We start from the raw sequence: 20,796 nt of genomic DNA on the forward strand, positions 1-20,796 counted from the left end.
AAGAGGAGGCGAACGTGGCTCAGGCGCCCTGTGCGGGATTCTGCTGGTGAGGTACTTCGGGCGCGCTGATGGAACCCAGGAGGGAAAGCCGGTCCGCGGACGGTGAACCCGGCTCCGCCTGAAGGATGACCAGCTGCTGTCCCGGCGCGCTGCGGATGCTGAGGGCCTCGTGCCTCAACTCCAGGTCTCCCACGCCGGAGTGGTACATCTGCTTGACCTCGTACGGCGGGACCCGGGTGTACTCCCGTGCCCACAGGGAGCGGAACTCCCCGCTGCGCACGGACAGTTCACCGACGAGCTCCAGGATGCGGGGATCCTCGGGGGTGCTCGCGGCGGTCTGCTGAAGGTCGGCGACCGCGCGGTTCTTGGCCCGTTCCGCGTTCCGGTAGAAGGTCTTCGCCGCGGGGTCCAGGAAGAGCATGCGCAGTACGTTGTCGTGCTGTGCGAAGTCGCGGTAGAGGGCGTCGGCCAGTGCGTTGGTGGCCAGCAGGTCCTGGGCGTGGCCGATGATGAAGGCCGGGGTCCTGGTCCAGCCCTCGATCAACTGCCGCAGATGCGGGCGGACACGCTCGACCCGGAAGGGAGACTTCGTACGGCGGGTCGCCGGCCGGGCCAGCCGGAAGAGTTCCTTCTTGTCCTCCTCCCCGAGGTGCAGCACGCGGGCCATGGCCTCCAGAACCCGCGGCGAGGGGCTGAGTTCACGGCCCTGCTCCAGCCGGCTGTAGTAGCTCAGGCTGACACCCGCCAGCGCCGCGACCTCGTCGCGCCGCAGTCCGGGCACCCTTCGCCGGCCGGCGCCGGGCAGCCCCGCGTCCGCGGGGGTGAGGCGTTCCCTGTGGGACCGGAGAAACTGACCCAGCCCTTCCACCAGGTCGGAGCGCGTGTCGTTGTCCATGCTTTCGAGGCTAGGCGGAGAACGCCCGGAAATGGTGCGCGGACGGTGGGTGCGTTACACCCAGGATTGAGGCTGCGCTTCGCTCTGCGACTACTGAGCGACTACTCTGCGTGTACGTTCCTGTCGCCCGGCGTCATATTGCGAACTCGGGACTTCTGATCGGCCGGAAACCATCTAGGCTTGCCGCATGAGCAATGGGACACCTTTGGGTGATTTCCTCAGAGCCCGTCGAGAGGCCCTCAAGCCGCACGATGTCGGTCTTCCCGAATACGGGCGACGTCGGGTGCCGGGTCTGCGCAGAGAGGAAGTCGCGCTCCTCGCAGGAGTCAGCTCCGACTACTACATCAGGCTGGAACAGGGGCGTGAAAGCAGCCCCTCCGCCCAGGTGGTCGAGGCCGTGGCACTCGCGCTGAAACTGGACGCGGAAGCCGCCGACCACCTCAACCGCCTCTGCCTCACCGCCTCGCAGCGCCCGCGCGACTGGGGCGAGGCGGAGGTCAGCCGGCAACTGTTGCAGCTGATGGACGGGTGGGAGCACACCCCGGCCTTCGTGGTCGGTCCGGCCCTCGACATCATGGCGGGCAACTCCCTCGCCACGGCTCTCCACAGCGGGTTCGACCAGTTCGACAACCTCGCCCGCATGGTGTTCGTCGACCCGGCGGGGCGTGAGTTCTACCAGGAATGGGAGCGGGCCGCGCACTCCTGCGTCGCCGAGATCAGGGCCGCCTACGGTCATGATCCCGAATCGGCCCGTATCGCCGAGGTCGTCGCGGAACTGTCGGCCCAGAGCGAGGAGTTCGCCGCGCTCTGGAAGATGCACGAGGTCAAGAGCAAGTCCCAGGAAGGCAAGCATCTCAAGCATCCTGAGGTCGGAGACCTGAACATCAAGTTCGCCGCCTTCACGGTCAATGGGGCCCCGCATCAGCAACTGGTCGTCTACCAGGCCGAACCCGCCAGCCCGACGGCGACCGCCTTCGAGGCGCTGAGGGCCATGGCGGTCGCGCCGAAGCAGGCCCAGGCAGCCCGGCCCGTGGCCGACCTCGCCGGCAAGGAGCAGTAGCGGCGGGGAACGGGATCATGTGCGCCGGAGCGAGGCCGGCCCTCCCGCACCCAGGAACCTGGTCCTGCCGCACCCAGGAAAAACGTGGCCTTCATGGCGGTGCGCCCGTCTGTCGACACTCGATGCGACAGACAGTGCGCCGGCCCGGTGCCGGCGCCCGGATCGCACGGCGCCAGGAGCAGACATGATCACCGTGAAGGACCTTCGGCCCCACCCCTTGGACCAGGTTCACCGACTCATCGAACCCGGCCCCGTCATCCTGGTCACCACCAGGCACCGCGGCATCCTGAACGTGATGACCAACGGGTTCAACATGATGGTGCGCCACGCCCCACCGCTGATCGCGTGCACGATCGGCCCCTGGGACCACAGCTATCAGGCGCTGGTCGAGACCGGCGAGTGCGTCGTCTCGGTCCCGACGGCGGACATGGCCGCCACCGTGGTCGACATCGGCAACTGCTCGGGCGCCGACGTGGACAAGTTCGAGGAGTTCGACCTGACCGCCGTGACCGGTGAGCAGGTCCAGGCGCCGCTCGTGGCCGAGTGCTTCGCCAACATCGAGTGCAGGGTCGCCGACACCAGCCTCGTGGCCGACTACAGCCTCTTCCTCCTCGAACCCGTCAGGGCGTGGACCGACCCCTCGCAGCCCCAGCCGCAGCTGTTCCACCACCGCGGAGACGGAACCTTCACCCTGGACGGACCGACCGTCGATCTGAAGGACCGCATGACCAAGTGGCAGTACCTCACGTAGTACCGGCGGCCCGGTACGGCTCGAGCTCCTTGAGCTGTGCGTTGGTGCGCCGGTTCCGTCGGAGGCGTACCGGAAGCGGAGTGCAGGAGTCCGGCAGCAGGCGCTGGGCGCGGAACGCGGACTTCAGGAAGACCCGGACGAGACGTTCGCGGCGGGGGCTGATCCAGCCGATCCGATGGAGCCGGCAGACCCGCTCACCCGCGAGGTAGCGGGTCAGGTCGCTGCCGAACGACCTTAAGGGGGCGGGGAACCAGCGCTCCGCGAAGAAGTCCATCATGGCGGTCGCCACGCGATGGCCCGACTCCGTCGGCTCGTACGGCCTGGACTCGAACTCGACGGCGAACGCGGTCATTGCGTCCCAGTCCTCGGGAAAGGCCTCGTCGGACAGCGGGCCGGACTCGCGTTCCAGGAGGCGGAAGAGGGCCTGCGCCCATCGGTGCCAGGCGGTCTTCATGGGTCCGCTCGTGCCGGGCAGACCCAGCGAGGTCTGGAGACGGTCGCCGAACGTGGCCAGCAGCACCAGTGGATAGACGAAGTCGTCGGGGTCGTCGAAGTTGCCGGGTAAGTGCGGGGTCCCGCGGGCGACGGCCAGGTGGATACGGTTCAGCCGCGCGGCGGCCCCGCGGCCCGCCGTACTGGACGGGCCGTCCACCATCCAGGCCATCAGGAAGTCGTTCCCGTCCTGGAAACGCCGGTGGGGCGTCTTCTCCAGCTTCGAGGTGTGGGCCAGCGTGGCGGCCCCGAAACCCGGCTGCATCATGCGCATGGTGCCCGGATAGACCATCATCGCCAGGGCGAACTCCGGGACGCGGTGGCCGACATAGAGCGAGACCATCCGCTCCCAGTCGGTCTCAGGGTCCATCCGGGACAGTTCACGGTCCACCCACTTGTATCCGCGGCGCAACGTCGGTTCCCCCTGTCCCCGACCATGCGCTGTGGCGTACCGGCCGCACGTCCGTCGGCTTCGCCCGCAGGACGGCGCATGATCCCCGTGGGGGAGAGGACGTCCCTGCTCCTCCTCCCGCTGCGACGGCTCGCTGTGACTTGCGCCATATGGCCGGCGCCCTGCGAAGCAACCCTTCCGGGGGTGCGGCCGTCTTACCCGGCGTCGTGTCCGGAGGATCAGGATCTGGATCAGCCTCCGTCCACGCGTACCGGCAGTCGACTGAAAGGGCGCAGTCCATGGAGCTCGATCCCGACCTCTGCCTGGATGTTCCGGAGGGGTTCGACGACTCGGATGCCGAGAGCCAGGTGCATCCCATAGCCAGGAAACTGTTCCCCGCCACAACCGCCGCGGAAGCCTTCGGGAAAGCCCAGGAGTGGGTGGGGGAGAACCAGGTCTTCCTGATCGATGTCTCATGGGACTTCGCCTACGACGAGGACGAGCCCTACACCCTGAGCGTCTACTTCACCTTCGAGCTGGAACCTGAAGACGCCTGACCGCCTGACGCTCGGCTGCAGAGTCCGGCGGCGCCCCGGTCCGGCAGGTTCGCATGCGCCGATTGTTGTTCCGCAGATGCAAGGCTCAGATCCAATCTCCCTTTGCATCCGCTGGAGCTGCCACTTGCATGGGTGGCATGTGCGTTTGTGTGAGGCCGGTGTCCGGGTACGGTCATGCGGGAGGTGGTAGCCCGTGAGTCAGTCCCTCGCAGCTGCCCGTACAGCCGCCGGTCCCGTGGCGGAGCTGGTGCTCGCCGGTGATCTGGACCGCCCGGCCCGGATGACCGTGCCCGATCTGCTCGCCTGGCCGCAGCACGAGGCCGAGGTCAGCTTCGAGTGCGCCACCAGCGGCATCCGGCACCACCGCTTCACCGGACCGCTCCTGCACGACGTGCTGACGGCCGCCGGCCCAGCCTTCGACCCCGCCCGCCGCAAGGACCGGCTGCGCTTCCTTATCGCCGTGTCCAGCAGGGACGGCCACCACGCGCTGCTGTCCTGGGCCGAGATCGACCCCGACTTCGGCCGCGCGCCGGTCCTGCTCGCGGTCGGCATCGACGACACCCCGCTCGACCGCCAGGGACCCCAACTCGTGCTGCCCCAGGACCGTTGCGGAGCCCGGCACATCAGCGGCATCGACACGATCCGCGTGGACGGCGGCTACACCCCGTGGACGTGACACCGGCCGGCAGGTGACGGCAGCCGACGCGGTCGGCTTCCCCGGAGGCTCGCCGCTCGGCCCATGCTGTACGTCGGCACACCGGCACCCGGCCCCGGGGCCCCCTCGCGCGGAGGTCACGCATGCAACTGCGTCAGCTGGAATACCTGGTCGCCCTCGCCCGCGAGCGCCACTTCGCCCGCGCGGCGGCTGCCTGCTACGTCTCCCAGCCGTCGCTGTCCGCCGCGATCCGCCGCCTCGAACACGAACTGCACGTCCCGATCGTGCGACGGGGGAGACGGTACGAGGGTCTCACCCCGGAGGGCGAGGTGGTCCTGGCCTGGGCGCACCGCATGCTCGCCGAACGCGACGCGCTCCGCCAGGAGTTGTCCGCCCTGGGCGACGGCCTCACCGGCACGCTCCGGCTCGGGGTGGTCCCCACGGCGCTGCCCGCCGCCTCCCTGCTGACCACCCCCTTCTGCGACCGTCACCCGCGCGCCCGCGTCAGCATCGAGTCCCTGTCCTCGGTCGACATCACCCACGGACTCGCCGAGTTCGAGCTGGACGCGGCGATGACGTACCTCGACGACGACTCGCTGCGCCGACTGCCGCTGTACGAGGAGCGGTACGTCCTGCTCACCCCCACCGACGGTCCCCTCGCCTCCGCCTCCACGGCCCGCTGGGCCCAGGCCGCCGCCCTCCCGCTGTGTCTGCTCGGCCCGCGCATGCGCAACCGCCGCATCATCGACGAGTGCTTCGCGGCCGACGGCGCGAAGGCCGCCCCCGCGATCGAGTCGGACAGCGTGGCAGGGCTGTACGCGCACCTCCCCGGAGGCCGCTGGTCCAGCGTGATCTCGCACGCGTGGCTGCACATGTTCGGCGTACCGGACGGGATGCGGGTGGTACCGCTGGAGGGGCCCGCCCATGGACCGAGGGTGGGACTGGTGACCGGCCCGGACGACCCTCCCTCCGTGCTGGCCGCGGCGCTGGTGGCGGTGGCGCGGGAGGCGGGCGTACGGGAGGCGTTGGACGAACGGCTGCGGACGTACCTGGAAACCGCGGATCCGGGTTGATAGCCGTCGGCTATACGGGCATAGCGAAGTTCGCTTTGACCTGCGCGTTCGACCCGGAGGATCGTGAAATCCACCTTCCCGCACGGGAGTTGAGCCGAACTCCCGGACCCCGGAGTCGAGGAGCTACGACATGGCCAAGGTGCTCTGCGTCCTGTACGACGACCCCACCGACGGATACCCGACCTCGTACGCCCGTGACGACCTCCCCGCGATCGACCACTACCCCGGCGGGCAGACCACCCCGACCCCGTCCGAGGTCGACTTCACTCCGGGCCACCTCCTCGGCAGCGTCTCCGGTGAACTCGGCCTGCGCCGCTTCCTGGAGGCCGCCGGGCACACCCTCGTCGTAACCTCCGACAAGGACGGCGACGGCTCGGTCTTCGACCGCGAACTGCCCGACGCGGACGTGGTGATCTCCCAGCCGTTCTGGCCGGCGTACCTGACCCCGGAACGCGTCGCCGCCGCGAAGAACCTCAAGCTGGCGGTCACCGCCGGCATCGGCTCCGACCATGTCGACCTCGACGCGGCCATCGCCCACGGTGTGACGGTCGCGGAGGTGACGTACTGCAACAGCATCAGCGTCGCCGAACACGTGGTGATGATGACGCTGTCGCTCGTCCGCAACTACCTGCCGTCCCACCAGGTGGTGCTCGACGGCGGCTGGAACATCGCCGACTGCGTGGCCCGTTCGTACGACCTGGAGGGCATGCATGTCGGCACGGTGGCCGCCGGGCGCATCGGCCTGGCGGTGCTGCGCCGCCTCGCGCCCTTCGACGTCAAGCTGCACTACACCGACCGCCACCGCCTGCCCGAGGACATCGAGCGGGAGTTGGGCCTGACCTTCCACGAGACGGCCGCCGACATGGTGCCGCACTGTGACGTCGTCACGATCAACGCGCCTCTGCACCCCGAGACGGAGGGGCTGTTCGGCGACAAACTGCTGGGACAGATGAAGCGCGGCGCGTACCTCATCAACACCGCGCGAGCGAAGATCGCCGACCGGGACGCCGTCGACCGGGCCCTGCGCAGCGGCCAGTTGGCGGGCTACGCGGGCGACGTCTGGTACCCGCAGCCCGCCCCGGCCGACCACCCCTGGCGGACCATGCCGCACCACGGCATGACCCCGCACATCTCCGGCTCGTCCCTCTCGGCCCAGGCCCGTTACGCGGCGGGCACCCGGGAGATCCTGGAGGCCTTCTTCGCCGGGAAGCCGATCCGCGACGAGTACCTGATCGTCGACGGCGGCGCACTGGCGGGAACGGGCGCGCACTCGTACTCGGTCAGCAAGTGACCGAATACCGGTACCCGGTCACCAAGTGACCGGTCTCCAGGCCGAGTTGTGACCGGCGGAGGCCACCCCCCTTCCCCTCAGGCGCGGTCGATGTGCACGTTCGTCGACTTCACCCGGGCGGTGGCCTCCACCCCGACCTCAAGACCCAGCTCCTCCACGGCCTCCCGGGTCAGCAGCGACACCAGCCGGTGCGGACCGGCCTGGATCTCCACCTGGGCCGCGACGTCGCCGAGCTTCACGGCGGTGACGATGCCGGGAAAGGCGTTGCGGACGGACGTGTACGAGACGTCCTCCTCGCTGCCGCTCTTCGCCAGCTCGACGGAGAAGGCAGCCAGGTCCCGCCCGTCGACGAGGCGCCGCCCGCCCTCGTCCCGGTGCGTGGCCACCCGGCCCGCGTCCGCCCACCGCCGGGCGGTGTCCGGACTGACTCCGAGCAGCCGCGCTGCCTGGCCGATCGTGTAGGACTGCATACGCGTCAAGATAGGCGATCAAGCGCCGACGTACGCCGCCAGGTGCTCGCCGGTGAGGGTGGAACGGTCGGCGACGAGGTCGGCCGGGGTCCCCTCGAACACGATCTTGCCGCCGTCGTGGCCGGCGCCGGGACCGAGGTCGATGATCCAGTCGGCGTGCGCCATGACCGCCTGGTGGTGCTCGATGACGATGACCGACTTGCCGGAGTCGACGAGCCGGTCGAGCAGGCCGAGCAGCTGCTCGACGTCGGCGAGGTGGAGGCCGGTCGTCGGCTCGTCCAGGACGTACACACCGCCCTTGTCGCCCATGTGGGTCGCCAGCTTGAGGCGCTGCCGCTCGCCGCCGGACAGCGTGGTGAGCGGCTGGCCGATGGTGAGATAGCCGAGCCCGACGTCGGCGAGCCGCTGGAGGATCCGGTGCGCGGCAGGCGTGTGCGCCTCGCCGCCGCCGAAGAACTCCTCGGCCTCGGTCACCGGCATCGCCAGCACCTCGCTGATGTCGCGCCCGCCGAGGCGGTATTCGAGCACCGACGCGTCGAACCGCTTCCCGCCGCAGTCCTCGCAGGTGGTGGAGGTGCCGGCCATGATCCCCAGGTCGCTGTAGATGACTCCGGCGCCGTTGCAGGTGGGGCAGGCACCCTCGGAGTTGGCGCTGAACAGCGCGGGCTTCACGTCGTTGGCCTTGGCGAAGGCCTTGCGGATCGGGTCGAGCAGTCCGGTGTACGTCGCCGGGTTGCTGCGCCGCGAGCCGCGGATCGGGCTCTGGTCGATCGACACCACACCCTCGGCCCCTGCCTGTCGGGCCATCGACCCGTGCACGAGCGAGCTCTTGCCGGAGCCCGCGACGCCGGTGATGACGCTGAGCACCCCGAGCGGGATGTCGACGTCGACGCCTTGCAGGTTGTTCGCCGTCGCGCCGCGGACCTCCAGCGCACCGGTGGGCTTGCGGACCTCCTCCTTGAGGGAGGCCCGGTCGTCGAGGTGACGTCCGGTGATGGTGTCGCCGGCCTTCAGCCCCTCGACGGTGCCCTCGAAGCAGACCGTGCCACCCGCCGTGCCGGCACCGGGGCCGAGGTCGACGACATGGTCGGCGATCGCGATCACCTCCGGCTTGTGCTCCACGACGAGCACGGTGTTGCCCTTGTCCCGCAGCTGCAGCAGCAGGTTGTTCATCCGCTGGATGTCGTGCGGGTGCAGGCCAGCGGTCGGCTCGTCGAAGACGTACGTGACATCGGTGAGCGAGGAGCCGAGGTGGCGGATCATCTTGACGCGCTGCGCCTCACCGCCGGACAGTGTGCCCGAAGCCCGGTCCAGCGAGAGGTAGCCGAGACCGATCTGCACGAACGAGTCGAGGGTCTGCTGGAGCGCGGTGAGCAGCGGCGCCACCGACGGATCCTTGACGCCGCGGACCCACTCGGCCAGGTCCCTGATCTCCATCGCGCAGGCGTCGGCGATGCTCTTCCGGTTGATCTTCGACGACCTGGCCCCCTCGGTCAGTCGCGTGCCGTCGCACTCGGGGCAGGTGGCGAAGGTGACCGCCCGCTCCACGAACGCCCGGATGTGCGGCTGCATCGCTTCCTTGTCCTTGGACAGGAACGACTTCTGGATCTTGGGGATCAGGCCCTCGTAGGTGAGGTTGACGCCGTTGACCTTCACCTTGGTCGGCTCGCCGTAGAGGAAGGCCTGCATCTCCTTCTTGGTGAAGCTGCGGATCGGCTTGTTCGGGTCGAGGAAGCCCGACTGGGCGTAGAGCCCCACGGTCCACTGGCTGTCCGACTTCCAGCCGGGGATGGTGAACGCGCCCTCGGCGAGCGACTTGGAGTCGTCGTACAGCTGGGTGAGGTCGATGTCGGAGACCTTGCCCCGGCCCTCGCAGCGCGTACACATGCCGCCGGTGCGGTTGAAGGTCGCCTTCACGGTCTTGGTCTTCTCGGCACCGCGCTCTACGGTGATCCCGCCGCTCGCCCGGACCGAGGCCGTGTTGAAGGAGTACGCGCTGGGCGGGCCGATGTGCGGCTTGCCGAGCCGGCTGAAGAGGATGCGCAGCATCGCGTTGGCGTCGGTGGCCGTACCGACCGTGGAGCGGGGGTCGCCGCCCATCCGCTGCTGGTCGACGGTGATCGCGGTCGTCAGCCCGTCGAGCACGTCCACCTCCGGCCGCGCCATCGTCGGCATGAAGCCCTGCAGGAAGGCGCTGTACGTCTCGTTGATCAGCCGTTTCGACTCCGCCGCGATCGTGTCGAACACCAGGGAGCTCTTGCCCGAGCCGGAGACACCGGTGAACACCGTCAGCCGCCGCTTGGGGATCTCGATGCTGACGTCCTTGAGATTGTTCTCGCGCGCCCCGTGCACGCGGATCATGTCGTGGCTGTCGGCATCGTGCGTCGCAGGCGACTGCGCGTCCGTCCTCGTGGTCCTGCTCATCGTGTCTCCCTCCGTGGGACGGGCCCGCTCCCGCGGTTCTCCGTCGGCGTCGCCTGGCTCGATCCGACCGGCTTCGAGCAGCATGTCTGGTTCTACGTTGTCCGCGCCGGTCGCGGCAACGGGACGCCGTCATTCCTGATCGGCGGTGCCGGCCGGGGTGTCCCGGCCCTCGCCAGGCCGAGGCGTCAGACCGACCAGCGGCCGTCGCGCATCAGCTCACGGTCGTCCAGTTCGTTCACTTCACGCCAGGCCTGGATACGGCGCGGAGAGATCCGGAACCAGCGGTACGGCGTGGCCAGTGTCCGCGGATCGAAGTCGGTGTGCGCGGCGAACCGGTCACCCCGCTCCTTCGGCAGCTCATCGATCTCCAGGACCTCGACCTCGCCATCGATCATGACCACGTCCCGGGTCGGGCCAAGACCCAGCCGTACGGTCCTGGTGGCGGCCAGGTTCCTGCCGGTGGGGCTGTTCGCCGGCGTGGCCACCAGCAGCGTCTCGCCGTCCCAGTCGAAGGACAGCGGTACGAGATAGGGCGTACCGTCCGCCGAGGCGCTGGCCACCCACAGATCGACGTCGTGGGCGAGCCGGTGCTCGGTGTCGCGACGACGCCGGTCGCGGGAGCGGGGAGCGGCGGTCGCCTCGGCCGGCTTCGCCTCGGCGTCCGGCACGGTCGTGACTCCCTGTGCGGCAGAGCCGGTCATGGTCACTCCTGAATCGGTCGTGTCGTGAGGGGAGGCCGGGGACGCGCCCGGGGACGCGCCCGGGGACGCGTTCGTGTCGTCGCGCGGCGGGAATCCTGGCTGACTCGTGAAGCACATGCCGGTCACGCTAGCCGCGGCCCAGGGGCAGCGCTTCTCGATTCCTGACCGATGCGTTCAGGCACTTCACCAGGTACGACCGGCTCGGTTGCTGCACCAGGTACGAGCGACGCGGCCTCTCAGCCGCGTACGCCCGGCCGGACGCCGTCCGGTGGTGCCGCAGTGGTGCCGCGGGTCACGAGATGCGGGGCGATGACGGTCTCCGTGCCGGACCGCTCCTCGCCCTCCAGCCGTGCGACGGCCCGGCCGACGGCGAGTTCGGCGAGGCGGGAGGCGTCCTGGCCGACGGTGGTGAGGTCGATGTGGGCGAGGCGGGCGAGGTGGCTGTTGTCGAAGCCGACCACGGAGATCTCGTCGGGAACGGGCACCCGGGCGCGGAGGAACGCGTCGAGTACGCCCGTGGCGCAGCGGTCGTTGAAGGCGAGGACGGCGGTGGGCCGCGGCCGGGCGTCGAGGAGCGCGCGGGCGGCCGTGGCACCGTCCTCCTCGGTCAGCCCGCCGGGCAGGACGCGCGCACGGTCGGCGAGGCCGTGGCGGTTCATGGCGGTCCGGTAGCCACGGCGCCGGTCGGCGGCGCCCGGTGCCTTTCCGCCGTCGATGTGGGCGATGTCGCGATGCCCGAGGGCCACCAGATGGTCGACGGCCTGACGCGCACCCTCGTCGTCGGCGGTGCGTACGACGTCAACACCGGCGGCGGGCGGGCGCAGCCGCCGCACCACGGAGACCACCGGCAGGTGCGCCGACAGCTCGGCCAGCCGTGCGGCGGGGGCCTGCGGGCCGAGCAGGATCAGGGCCTCGCAGCGGTCGCCGAGCAGTGTCTCCACCGCCTGCCGCTCACTGCGGCTGGGGGCGACGGCACTGAGGGCGACCTGGTAGCCGGCGGACTCGGCCGCCGCGTAGATGCCCTCCACGAGGTCGGTGTGGAAGGGGTGCTGGAGACCGAACTGCACTCCGAGCAGACGCGAGCGGCTGCTGCGCAGCAACCGGGCCCGGGAGTCCGGCCGGTAGCCGATCTCCCGCGCCGCCTCGAGCACCCGCTCGCGGGTGGCCGCGCCGGCGCCCTTGGCCTCCCGCATCACGATGGAGACCAGCGCCGTGGACACACCGGCCCGGGCCGCCACGTCGGCGAGGGTCGGCCGCTTTCCGTCCGGGACCGCGGGGGTCGCTGGCACCGCCGGCCTCCCTGGTCGAGGTGTGTGACTCGGTCGAGGGCCGTGCCCCGCCGAGGTGTCTGCTTCCGCCGACGATCGTAGACCGACGATCGTAGACCAGGAACGAACGCACTGGTCGGAGAGAACTGCAACGTTCTAGCTCCGGGCCCTCCCGGACCTTGACAGGACGCCCCGGCGGCTGGCGTACTGCTGCTCACGGCCGATTCTAGAACGTTCTAGTCGGACGGGTCCCGTGGCGAACCGAGAGAGGGCGAACAGCGATGTTCACGTTGGCGGTCTGTGCCGAGATGGTCTTCCGGGACCTGCCGATACCCGAGCGGGCTCGGCGCGTTCACGACGCCGGATTCCAGGTCGAGATCTGGGACTGGACCCGGCACGATCTCGACGCCCTGGCCCGGACCCCGGCCGAGTTCTCCTCTATGACCGGCTACATCCGCGGCAGCCTCACCGACGAGGACGGGGCCGCCGAACTCCTGCGCACCGCCGAGGAGTCGGTGCGGGCGGCCGAGCGACTGGTCTGCCCCCGGCTGAACCTCCACGGCACCGGCCTGGACGGCGAGGGCCTGCCCGTGGTGCCGGTGACCGGCGAGCCCACCGGGGAGATGTGGATCGCCGCCCACCGCACGCTCACCCGCCTCGCCGAGCTGGGCGAGAGCGCCGGGATCACCTTCACCCTGGAGAACCTCAACACCGCCGTGGACCACCCCGGGGTGCCGTTCGCCAAGGCCGCCGACACCCTGGCCCTGGTCGCGGCCGTGGACCGCCCCGGGCTGCGGATGAACCTCGACCTCTACCACGCGCAGATCGGCGAGGGGAACCTCGTCGAACTGGTCCGCCGGGCCCACGGTCTCGGCCTGATCGGCGAGATCCAGGTCGCCGACGTACCCGGCCGCTGCGAGCCGGGCACGGGGGAGATCAACTACCCGGCCGTCGCAAGCGCCTTGGTGGACCTGGGCTATGAGGGCACCGTCGCCATGGAGGCCTGGGCCTCCACCGACAGCGACCTCGCCATGGAGCGGTTCCGCTCGGCCTTCACGCCCTGAGGGCGCCGCAACCTCGGATGGCGCCGCGTTCCACACGGCACCGCACTCCACACGGCACCGCGTTCCACACGTACCCCTTCCCGCCGCCGCCGGCGCCGCCCGCCCGCAGACATACGGAGAACCCGGATGACCACACCCCAGCCCCTCGCCGTCGGCCTCATCGGTGCCGGACGGATGGGCTCCTTCCACGCCGAGACGCTCGCCCGCCGCCTCCCCGGTGTCCGCCTCGCCGCGGTCGCCGACCCGGCGCCGGGCGCCGCGAACCAGCTGGCGGACCGGCTCGCGGACCACCTCGGCCGTCCCACGGCGTACACCGAGATCGCCGAACTCCTCGCCGACCCGGGGATCGAGGCGGTGGTGATCTCCACCCCGGCCCGCACCCACGCCGACCTGGTCGTGGCCGCGGCCCGGGCGGGCAAGGCGGTCTACTGCGAGAAGCCGATGGCCGTCACCCTCGCGGAGGCCGACCTGGCCATCGCCGCGGCTCGTGACGCGGGCGTACCGCTCCAGGTGGGTTTCAACCGCCGCTACGACACCGGCTTCCGCGCCGCCCACGACAAGATCGTCGCCGGCGACATCGGTACGCCCCAACTGCTGCGCTCACTCACCCGGGACCCCGAGCTGAACGACCCGTCCCGCATCCCGCCGTGGACGATCTTCCTTGAGACCCTCATCCACGACTTCGACACCCTGCGCTTCCTCAACCCGGGCGCCGAACCGGTCGAGGTCTTCGCCTGGGCCGACGCCCTGGTCCGCCCCGACTTCAAGGACCGCGGCCTGCTGGACACCGCCGTGGTCACGATCCGCTTCGACAACGGCGCCCTCGCCACCGCCGAGGCCAACTTCCAGGCGGTGTACGGCTATGACGTGCGCGGCGAGGTCTTCGGCTCCGCCGGAATGCTCACCATGGGCGACATCCGCCGCACCCATCTCACCTCGTACGGCCCGGACGGCGCCGCCGCCGACTGCGTCACCTACGACCAGGACCTGTTCCACGACGCGTACGTCGCCGAACTCGCCGACTTCGCCGACAGCGTCCGTATCGGGCGCACCCCGTCGGCCACCGGTGAGGACGCCCGGGCCGCACTGTCCATCGCGCTCGCGGCCGTCCAGTCGGTCACCAGCGGCGTGCCTGTCGGTATCGCGGAACTCAAGGGGGAGTAAGGCCGTAGCCGTAGCTCACGTCCTTCAGTTCAGGTCCTTCAGACCCGTCGCCCGGCCCTCCTCGTCCCACTGGACCTCCAGGACGCGTTCGACGGCGTCGCGGTCGAGGGGGCCGAAGACGTGGGGGAACAGGACACCCTCGTCGACCCCCGGCGGCGGGGTGGGATCCGCCGCCCCCCATACGCACCTCGCGGCGAGCCGGCCCTCGTCGAGGAGCAGTGCCAGCAGGGGCCTCGGCGCGTCCCGGTAAAAGGCGTTGACCACGGCGAGGGTCGTCGCCTCGTCGGGGGAGCAGTGGACGAAACCCTCCTCCGCGAGAGAGGCGGGGGCGTACGGCTGGTCGGGACGGGCGGTCCAGTCACCGAGCGTCACAGCGTGGTAGATCATGGGCTGGTTATACAACGGCGGGCGGGCGTACGGACATGTCGGAGGCCCCTCCCGAGCCGGTTCCGCCACGTGTGCCCCGGGAGGCGTCGGGGGTTCTGCTCCGGGATGTGGCAGCGTGGGGGAGAGCCCCGTGGATCAGCAGAGGTGCGTGCTCCGGACGCCAGACGCACGGGGCGGGACCGTGCAGAACGCGAAGCCATGACGCACATGACGCAAAGGAGAGTCCGTGTCGAAGCCGCCGCTTCCCGAGGCCGTGGTCGCCATGCTGAAGAAGCCCAACCCCGCCGTCATCGCCACCCTCCGGTCCGACGGACAGCCGGTGTCCGCGGCCACCTGGTATCTGTGGGACGACGGGCGGGTGCTGGTCAACATGGACGAGGGCCGCAAGAGGCTCGACCACATCCGCAACGACCCGCGGGTCACCCTGACGGTGCTGGACGAGGCGGGCTGGTACACCCATGTGACCCTCATCGGCCGTGTCGCCGAGCTGCGTGACGACGAGGGCCTGGCCGACATCGACCGGCTGTCCACGCAGTACCTGGGCCACGCCTACACGAGCCGGAAACGCCGCCGGGTCAGCGCGTGGATCGAGATCGACCGCTGGCACGGCTGGGGCAGCCACCGGGACAGCAACCAGGCGATGGGCTAGCCAGAGGCTGCCGCCCTTCGCGACAGCCAGGGGGTGCCGCCCTGCACGACGGGGTCCGATGTCTGGTACCACCGACCCATGGGGATAGAGCGGTTCATCGGCATCGACCTCGCCTGGGCGCACGGCGGAGCGCGGGCCAAGCCCAACGAGACCGGCGTGGCCGCCATCGACGCTCGCGGCGCGGTGATCGACTGCGGCTGGACGCGTGGGGTCGAGGAGACGACGGAGTGGCTTGCCAGGACGGCCGTCGACGGATCGACGCTGGTCTTCGTCGACGCGCCGCTGGTCGTCGACAATCCGGCCGGCCAGCGGCCGTGCGAGCGTGACGTCGGCCGACGGTACGGGCGTTGGAAGGTGAGCGCGAACAGCACCAACCAGGGCTCTCCCCGCCAGGCCGGCGTCCTGCTGCGGACAGGTCTGGAGGAGTGCGGCTGGGTCTACGACGACGGCAGGGGCGGGCCCCCGACCGACGGGCTGGTCATGTCCGAGTGCTATCCGTACACGACCCTGGTCGGCGCCGCGGAGCTGGGTTACGACCAGGAACGCCCCAGGTACAAGCGGCAGGGACGGAGGCCGCCGCAGGGCTGGCGTGCGACGCGGGCCGACACGTGCGACGACCTGATCGCGCGTCTCGCGGCCCTGTCAAAGGCCGATCCGCCGCTGCTCCTCGCCTCCCACCCGGTCTCCCACCAACTCATGACCGAGCCCTCACCGGAGCGGGACGCCCTCTACAAGCACCGCGAAGACCTCATCGACGCACTCCTCTGCGCCTGGACGGCCGCACTGTGGTCGCGACACGGCCTGACACGCTGCCAAGTACTCGGAACGGACAGCCCCGCCCCGCCCGGCCACGCCCCCACGATCATCGCGCCCGCCCGCCCGGAACAGCGGCGGGGCGACGCGACGAACTGACCCGCGAGAAGCGTGGGTTGCCAGCCCGCGCGGGGCGACGACGAGGTCCGCGTCTGGTCACTGGCCGACGGGTGGTCACCGGCCGACGGGCTGGAAGTAGCGCCCCGCCGCCCAATCGGTCACCGCGCGGCCCAGTTGGTTTCCGTCGGTCATAGCCTTGCGGAAGTGGAAGCCCAGCCAGATCCGGGCGCTCATCGTCTCCCGGTTCAGCGCCTTCGCGGTGGTGTAGTGCCGGGTCGTGCCGGTGACGGCCGAGTCCACCGTCAGGTCGATGTGCCGCGCCCCGAACAGGTGGCTGAGGCCGGCCGTGGTGGGGCCGGTGAGGCAGGCGTGTCCGCTCGGGTACTCCGGATAGGGCGGGGTCGCGACGAGCGGGCTCCACGCCGGGTCGGGCGTGGTGGCCGGGTTGCCGTCGGTGCCTGCGAGCCGGATCGCCGTGATGGGCCGCCAGTACGCGTGGTCGTACTTGCCGCGCCAGCAGGCGATGGCCGCGTCCGCGGCGGTCGCGTTGAGGAGGGCGAACATCCGCGCACTGTCGTCCAGATCGAGATGGCGACGCGTGGCCAGGTCGCGGAACGCGGCCTGGTACTGGCGGGGCACGTTGTCGTTCCAGAACAGGGCGGTCTCGGTCTGCGCGGGCGTGCGCGCACTGCCGGAAGCCGCGCCCATCGCCTTGACCTCGGCGACGTCCCGTGCGTACGCCTTGCTGTTCAGCGCGTCGGGGCCGGGGAGCCGGATCTGGGTCGGCGACCTGAGCAGCAGCGGCCGTACGAACCCGAGCCAGGGCACGGCCATCGGCGCGAACGCGGGCGGCGTCGGACGCCACACCCCGGGCGCGGGAGTCACGTTCAGCGTGACGTCGGCGTTGCGGCCGTCGCCCGTACGCAGCCGCACGAGGGTGGCGGCGGCCGCCTTCCCCGCCCGGATGCCGTGTGTCCTGCCGACACCTTCGGGGATCTTCGCGAGCGACGCGGCGTAGTCGGAGCCGAGCGCCTGCGCGGACGCCGGGAAGTAGTGGCTGAGGACCTCGTACGCGGCTGTCGCCGCGGCGGCCTGCGGGGATGCGTGGCGGTGGGCGCGCGGCTGCTTCGCGTGCGGTGCGTATGTGCCGTCGACGGCCGACACCGCGTCGTGCACGGCGATCGAGACGAAGCCCAGGTACAACTGCCCCACGGGCGGCGCCTGCTGAGCCTCGGCGAAGATCGTCCGCACCGCGACGGCGTTCCACTCCGTGATCACCGCCGGATCCGCGGCGGCCGGGCGTGGAGCCGCCTGCGCGGTGCCCACCAGCGCGGTCGAAGTCGCGACCGCCATCGACGTGGCGAATCCGACGGCCAATCGAAAGAACGTTCTGGCAGCCATGATGCCCCCAACCGGAGCCGGTCGGCGGGGCCTTGAGGTGGATCTGCCGCGACGCCATCGGCTCGGTCACGCCAATCTCCTCGCGTCGCCGACCCGCGTCAAGGTTCCCTACCGACCGGTGAACGGACAGGTCCCCGACGGTCGAGGAGACCGTCGGGGACCTGTCCGTTGCGGACGGGCGGTATTTACTGGTCCAGCGCGTCCGGCACCTCCAGGACCGGTCCTGAAGCGGGATCGGGATTGAAAAAGTGGTGGTAGCTCTCCGGTGGTGCGAGGTAGCTGGTGGGCAGGCCGCCGGTGTCGATGACGAGTTGGTCCACGGCGATCGCGGGGTCGACCATGAAGAGCCTCAGGACGTGCTCGCCGGGTTCGGTGACGGTCACGGTGGTGGTCAGTTTCTCGATGCCGTCCTCGACGTTGCGGGCCCAGGCGTCGCCGCGGTTGCCGGTGGCGACGGACTGTCCCGACAGGACGGTGACCGGCTGGTCGTCGAGGGCGACGGCGACCCGGCGATGGCCGCGCTCGTCGAGAGAGGGCAGGCGGAAGACGGTGACCCGGAAGGTCCCGGTCGAGGTGAAGCGCACCCGGTAGCGCAACTCCGGTGCCCGGCTGGCGAGTTCCTCCGTGATCGGGGCCGCCGTCGACGGCACCGACTCCAGGGCGGCCGTGCGGCGGCCGAGTCCGCGTACCATCCGCCAGCGGGCTCCGCCGCGTGCCACCCGGCGATCGAAGTGCGCGGCGTCGATCGAGACGTACCCGTGCGACTCGACGAAGCCGCGGGACCGACTGCGCGCCCGTTCACCGCCGTTCAGCACCCGCAGGGGTACGTCGAAGCTCTGCTCTCTGCCGGTGAAGGTCACCTTCGCGTCGTGCGTGCCCTCGGGAACCCGCTCCCAGTCGATCTCCACCCACACCCGCGTCTGCTCGGTCATCGTGCCGCCCGAGGTGCTCAACCTGACCCAGGGGTGGGTCGCCTCAGCAGTCCAATCCAGCGCCAGGAAACCGGTGTTGAAGACGTCGACGAAGCGTCGGTCCCGGGTGTACGAGGAGAAGGACAGGGGACGCCCGGTCCCGGTCTCGTTGCCCTCGGCCGCCACCCCCAGCCCCGATGCCTCCTGCCGGGCGATCCGGGTGACACTCGGGCGGCCCGGCGCCTGGGGGATCTGCGAGGGGTACGGGTTGACGATCCCGTTCCATTTCCCGCCGGCCACCTCGGTGTTGTAGCGCCTGGTGATGGCCTGTTCCGCGGCGTGGGTGGCGTCGGACAGGTCCGCGAAGCGGTTCACCCCGGCCCCGCGGCCCTGGCGGATCGCGAGCGCGTTGCGTTCCGCCCAGTAGAACTTCAGGTTCATCAAGTACGCGCCGTGGACCGGGTATTCGACCAGCTCGTAGAAGGCGTCCCGGTAGGCGTCGGGCAGCTTGGCGCCGAGTGCCCGGGTCCGCTCCAGGAGCCGGTCGTACGCGGCCATCCGGCGGCCCGCCTCGTCACCGTGGTGGACCAGGGACAGCAGGCCGCGGGCGATGAACTCCGGACGCAGCTCCGCCGCGAGCCGGTAGTACTCGGTGCGGATCGAGGCGATCTCCCGGCCGTGGCGCCGCCCGAACTGCCGGCCTGCCCACTCGACGAGGAAGTCCTCCACGTCGTCGGCGCCCAGGCGGTCCACGTCCCAGGCCATGTCCATGGAAAAGGACAGCCCTGTCTCGATCGACTTGATGTCTCCCACGTTGAAGATCCACATACGGTCGGCGCCGTGCTCGTACACCCGTCTCAACTCCTGCCAGACCTTGGCGAGTTGGGTGGTGTCCAGCCATAGATAGCTCTTGGGGCGGCCCCAGTAGGAGAGGTGGTAGTAGATGCCGTTGCCGCCCGGGCGCCGCCGCTCCGCCTCGTCGGGCAGCTGGCGCATATTGCCGTGGTTGTCGTCCGGCCAGATCAGCGTGACGTCGTCGGGCACCCGGACGCCCGCGTTGTAGAGCTCCAGGACCTCCTTGTACGGGATGAAGATCTGCGGTTCGGCGGCTGCGCCCACCTCCTCGGCCAGGAGTCGGCGCTGGTCCGCGATGATGTCGTTCATCACCACGACCTTCTCGGGAATCGTGGTGGCGTACCGCGTCTCCAGCGGGGTGTCGTGCAGGCCGCGCATCCCCAGCGTCCAGCTGCTCTCGTAGCCGGCGTTCTGCCGCGCCCGCGCTCGCCAGTAGTCGGAGATGACGGCGGGGTTCACCGTGTAGTCGTACACCGGCAGGCTGCCGTCGGCGGACGGGTGTTCCTTGGCCCAGGGGTCCCACTCGTGAACGCCGTTGCGCAGCATGGCCTCTGGATGGCTGGAGCCGACGATGATGCCGTAGTGGTCGGCCAGTTCGGGATTCTCCCGGTGCTTGTTGAAGAAGTCGGAGTACGGATGCATGGCAGGCCAGAGGTAGTTGGCCTTCAGGCGGAGCAGCAGCTCGAAGACGTGCCGGTAGGTCTCGGGGCCGATGTTCTTGTCCGGCTCTTGGGTTCGACGGGACCAAGTGGTGAGGTTCTGCTCGTCGTTGATGAAGATGCCCCGGTAACGGACCGACGGCTCGTACCGCTTGAGCGGACCCGACGGGACCGTCACGGTGTCGCGGTGCTCGACCGGGACGTCGGCCCACCAGTGCCATGGCGAGACCCCGATGCGCTCCGAGGTGTCGTAGATCCCGTAGACGGTTCCGCGCCGGTCGCTTCCGGCGATCACGAGGGCGCGCTCCACTCCGGGCAGCGGGCGGTCGACGACCTGCGTCACCGACGCCTCCCAGCGGCCCTTCACCCGGGAGACGTCCAGCCGCCGGTCCGCCACGAGCCGGTCGATCACCGGGCTCGCGCCGATGGTGCCCACCAGGACCAGCAGTGCGGCCTTCTCCGGCAGCGTGTGCAGCAGTCGCGGCCGCACTCCGCCGACCCGCTCCACGTCCGCCTGCAAGTCTCCGGTCGCGCGGACCACGGCGGGATCATCCGCCGGGTCGACGAACAGGTCGACGGCCGCGCCGTCCCGCACCAGCGCGAAGCCGGAGCGGTCCGACGAGGCGGACGCGGCCCGGGCGGGCGAGGACAGCACCCCGGGGAGCAGCGGGGCCACCCCGACGGCCGCCATGCCCCGCAGGAACGACTTGCGGCTCCACGCGGGCGACGGGTTCCGTGACTCGGTGTACGGCGGTTCGGTGTACGGCAGATCATCCAGCGGCAGTTCATGGTGCAGCGGTTCGTT

The 20,796-nt window shown here is 70.3% G+C and carries 19 protein-coding genes; 10 read left to right on the plus strand and 9 right to left on the minus strand.

What is annotated here, in order from left to right; genetic code table 11:
* Positions 1 to 19 precede the first annotated feature (19 nt).
* Positions 20 to 895, minus strand: coding sequence for a helix-turn-helix transcriptional regulator (locus tag ACN20J_RS40620; RefSeq protein WP_419667874.1), 876 nt, complete (start codon positions 893 to 895; stop codon positions 20 to 22).
* Positions 896 to 1,082: 187 nt separating this feature from the next.
* Between ACN20J_RS40620 and ACN20J_RS40625 the strand changes: the two genes are divergently transcribed.
* Entirely contained in the window at positions 1,083 to 1,955 is an 873-nt protein-coding gene (locus ACN20J_RS40625; RefSeq protein WP_419667875.1) for a helix-turn-helix transcriptional regulator, read from the plus strand.
* 184 nt (positions 1,956 to 2,139) lie between these two features.
* Positions 2,140 to 2,706: a flavin reductase family protein gene (locus tag ACN20J_RS40630; protein ID WP_419667876.1), complete on the plus strand. Its 567-nt coding sequence runs from the start codon at positions 2,140 to 2,142 to the stop codon at positions 2,704 to 2,706.
* On the opposite strand, the gene ACN20J_RS40635 is transcribed toward ACN20J_RS40630, so the two are convergent.
* Positions 2,699 to 3,568, minus strand: a complete 870-nt coding sequence (locus ACN20J_RS40635) for a DUF2236 domain-containing protein (RefSeq protein ID WP_419667877.1) — start codon at positions 3,566 to 3,568, stop codon at positions 2,699 to 2,701. The genes ACN20J_RS40630 and ACN20J_RS40635 overlap by 8 nt on opposite strands.
* Positions 3,569 to 3,888: 320 nt before the next feature.
* On the opposite strand from ACN20J_RS40635, the gene ACN20J_RS40640 reads away from it, so the two are divergent.
* From ACN20J_RS40640 to ACN20J_RS40655, 4 genes are all read left to right on the plus strand, one after another.
* Complete coding sequence (locus tag ACN20J_RS40640; RefSeq protein ID WP_189839670.1) at positions 3,889 to 4,146, plus strand: hypothetical protein; 258 nt, start codon at positions 3,889 to 3,891, stop codon at positions 4,144 to 4,146.
* A 193-nt stretch (positions 4,147 to 4,339) separates the two neighbouring features.
* Positions 4,340 to 4,822 (plus strand): molybdopterin-dependent oxidoreductase, encoded by a 483-nt coding sequence (locus ACN20J_RS40645; protein ID WP_419667878.1) that lies wholly within the window; start codon positions 4,340 to 4,342, stop codon positions 4,820 to 4,822.
* Positions 4,823 to 4,944: 122 nt separating this feature from the next.
* Positions 4,945 to 5,874 carry a LysR substrate-binding domain-containing protein gene (locus ACN20J_RS40650; protein ID WP_419667879.1) on the plus strand — a complete coding sequence of 310 codons (930 nt, stop codon included), beginning with the start codon at positions 4,945 to 4,947 and terminating at the stop codon, positions 5,872 to 5,874.
* A gap of 130 nt (positions 5,875 to 6,004) precedes the next feature.
* Positions 6,005 to 7,165, plus strand: coding sequence for an NAD-dependent formate dehydrogenase (locus ACN20J_RS40655; RefSeq protein WP_189839667.1), 1,161 nt, complete (start codon positions 6,005 to 6,007; stop codon positions 7,163 to 7,165).
* 77 nt (positions 7,166 to 7,242) lie between these two features.
* Here the strand turns inward: ACN20J_RS40655 and ACN20J_RS40660 are convergent, their stop codons facing one another.
* From ACN20J_RS40660 to ACN20J_RS40675, 4 genes are all read right to left on the minus strand, one after another.
* The gene (locus ACN20J_RS40660; RefSeq protein ID WP_055613660.1) at positions 7,243 to 7,635 is read right to left on the minus strand and encodes a TOBE domain-containing protein; all 393 of its coding nucleotides are present in this window, start codon (positions 7,633 to 7,635) and stop codon (positions 7,243 to 7,245) included.
* Between the two features lie 18 nt (positions 7,636 to 7,653).
* Positions 7,654 to 10,059 carry an excinuclease ABC subunit UvrA gene (locus tag ACN20J_RS40665; RefSeq protein ID WP_361921319.1) on the minus strand — a complete coding sequence of 802 codons (2,406 nt, stop codon included), beginning with the start codon at positions 10,057 to 10,059 and terminating at the stop codon, positions 7,654 to 7,656.
* A 185-nt stretch (positions 10,060 to 10,244) separates the two neighbouring features.
* Positions 10,245 to 10,760, minus strand: a complete 516-nt coding sequence (locus ACN20J_RS40670) for a pyridoxamine 5'-phosphate oxidase family protein (protein WP_189839665.1) — start codon at positions 10,758 to 10,760, stop codon at positions 10,245 to 10,247.
* A gap of 236 nt (positions 10,761 to 10,996) precedes the next feature.
* Positions 10,997 to 12,049 carry a LacI family DNA-binding transcriptional regulator gene (locus ACN20J_RS40675; protein ID WP_361892309.1) on the minus strand — a complete coding sequence of 351 codons (1,053 nt, stop codon included), beginning with the start codon at positions 12,047 to 12,049 and terminating at the stop codon, positions 10,997 to 10,999.
* Between the two features lie 260 nt (positions 12,050 to 12,309).
* Here ACN20J_RS40675 and ACN20J_RS40680 point away from each other — a divergent pair, with 260 nt between their 5' ends.
* Both ACN20J_RS40680 and ACN20J_RS40685 read left to right on the plus strand, forming a co-directional pair.
* Positions 12,310 to 13,092: a TIM barrel protein gene (locus ACN20J_RS40680; protein ID WP_190227286.1), complete on the plus strand. Its 783-nt coding sequence runs from the start codon at positions 12,310 to 12,312 to the stop codon at positions 13,090 to 13,092.
* Positions 13,093 to 13,218: 126 nt separating this feature from the next.
* A complete protein-coding gene (locus ACN20J_RS40685) occupies positions 13,219 to 14,256 on the plus strand; it encodes a Gfo/Idh/MocA family oxidoreductase (protein WP_419667880.1) in 1,038 nt (345 codons plus the stop codon).
* 24 nt (positions 14,257 to 14,280) lie between these two features.
* Here ACN20J_RS40685 and ACN20J_RS40690 read toward each other — a convergent pair whose 3' ends face one another.
* Positions 14,281 to 14,643: a DUF952 domain-containing protein gene (locus ACN20J_RS40690; RefSeq protein WP_419667881.1), complete on the minus strand. Its 363-nt coding sequence runs from the start codon at positions 14,641 to 14,643 to the stop codon at positions 14,281 to 14,283.
* 226 nt (positions 14,644 to 14,869) lie between these two features.
* On the opposite strand from ACN20J_RS40690, the gene ACN20J_RS40695 reads away from it, so the two are divergent.
* Entirely contained in the window at positions 14,870 to 15,292 is a 423-nt protein-coding gene (locus ACN20J_RS40695; RefSeq protein ID WP_189839660.1) for a PPOX class F420-dependent oxidoreductase, read from the plus strand.
* A 78-nt stretch (positions 15,293 to 15,370) separates the two neighbouring features.
* Entirely contained in the window at positions 15,371 to 16,204 is an 834-nt protein-coding gene (locus tag ACN20J_RS40700) for a DUF429 domain-containing protein (protein WP_419667883.1), read from the plus strand.
* A gap of 75 nt (positions 16,205 to 16,279) precedes the next feature.
* Here ACN20J_RS40700 and ACN20J_RS40705 read toward each other — a convergent pair whose 3' ends face one another.
* Entirely contained in the window at positions 16,280 to 17,566 is a 1,287-nt protein-coding gene (locus tag ACN20J_RS40705; RefSeq protein WP_419667884.1) for a vanadium-dependent haloperoxidase, read from the minus strand.
* A gap of 185 nt (positions 17,567 to 17,751) precedes the next feature.
* Complete coding sequence (locus ACN20J_RS40710) at positions 17,752 to 20,682, minus strand: glycosyl hydrolase 115 family protein (RefSeq protein ID WP_419669044.1); 2,931 nt, start codon at positions 20,680 to 20,682, stop codon at positions 17,752 to 17,754.
* Positions 20,683 to 20,796: the final 114 nt, after the last annotated feature.

The organism is Streptomyces sp. 2-1, from assembly GCF_048564895.1.
In the GTDB taxonomy this organism is placed as follows: domain Bacteria; phylum Actinomycetota; class Actinomycetes; order Streptomycetales; family Streptomycetaceae; genus Streptomyces; species Streptomyces phaeochromogenes.